This window comes from Streptomyces sp. NPDC055140, from assembly GCF_053607285.1.
In genome coordinates, this window is sequence record NZ_JBSGTG010000201.1 from 1 (window position 1) to 1296 (window position 1296).

The 1296-nt window shown below is 67.4% G+C and carries 1 protein-coding gene and 1 pseudogene; both read left to right on the forward strand.

Annotation, left to right across the window (positions count from 1 at the left end; all coding sequences use genetic code 11):
* A pseudogene (locus ACWFR4_RS48985) lies at positions 1–399 on the forward strand (hypothetical protein); the annotation flags it as partial.
* 8 nt (positions 400–407) lie between these two features.
* Complete coding sequence (locus tag ACWFR4_RS48990) at positions 408–1157, forward strand: 2'-5' RNA ligase family protein (protein WP_453658487.1); 750 nt, start codon at positions 408–410, stop codon at positions 1155–1157.
* Positions 1158–1296: the final 139 nt, after the last annotated feature.

Here is a 1296-nt window from a genome sequence, read left to right on the forward strand (position 1 = left end):
GCCCGCACCCTGGCCAACGAGATCACCGCGCGGTTGTCCCTCAACGATACGGGCGAGGTTCTGTCCTGCGCGGAACAGATCGACGGTCTGATCGAGAAGTCCGACTCCGAGTGGAGCCGGGCGCTAGTCCGACTCGATGTCGCCGCAGCGCTTCTGCAGCACAAGCAGCCGGAGGTGGAGCACGCCATGGCGCTTGGGCGGCGTGCTCTGGACGCCGGCACCACCGCGCCCATCACGTCTGTGTGGCAGCGGGCGAACGAGCTCTACGAGCGTGCCGGGCGCTGGCACGCCGAGCCTGATGTAGGTGACTATGCCGAGGAACTTCGGAACTGGCGCTCACGCCCCCAGGCCAAATCGATCGTCAGCGGCTCGGGCGTGGAGCTCGCGCCGCAGCAGTAAGGAGAGCCGTGACGCCCGAACTGGACGTCTTCCCCGGCGCGTTTCCGCACCGCCCGCCCCCGGACCTCGACAGCCCCGGCCTGCTCGTCGATCACGACTGGCGAGCCTTCAACGCCGTCGAGCGGATGGCGAACCACTGGGCACGCCCGAGTTGGCCCGAGGGATTCCGCGCCTACTACTGGATGTTGACGTTCCCCGCTGCCCGCGACCTGATCAGCCGCGCGAGGCACTGCCAGGACGTACTCGCGCACCTGGGCATGGACTCCGTCCCCGAGGACGGCCTGCATGTGACGTTGACCCGCATCGGCAGCACCGACCTGGTGTCCAACAACCAGTTGCATCTCCTTGCCGACCTGGCGGAACAGCTGCCGCTGACGGCCTTCCAGGTCACTGCCCATCCGATGGCGGGATCGAGGGGTGCCGTCCGCTTCACTCTCGCGCCGTGGTCGCCGCTGGTACGCCTGCATGCCGCTCTAAGCGAGATCGGACGACGCGCGGCCGTACCCGGGGGCAAGCCCACCGCCGCCTTCCGGCCCCACCTGGGCGTGCAGTACAGCAACCGGGAGCGTCCCGCTGCGCCTGTGGTCGGGAGTGTCGCCCGCCTGCGCACCCTTGAGCCGGTCTCCTTGGAGATCAACAGCATGGAACTCGTCGAACTCTGGCGCACCACAGTTCCCTTGCCGGCCTACCGCTGGCGTGTCGTGCGGAGCGTTCCCCTGCACCCGCAGCCGGACCTGCCTGCCTTGTCTGGCCGATAGCAGGGCTGAAAGGACCATACGGAGGGGTTGAGGTGCACACAGTTCGGATGACGTTGTTCCGTCAGTTGGTTCAAGATCGGGGCTGGACCACGGTCGAAACGTTCAGCACCCACTTCTCCAAAGCGGGACGGGAACTGGC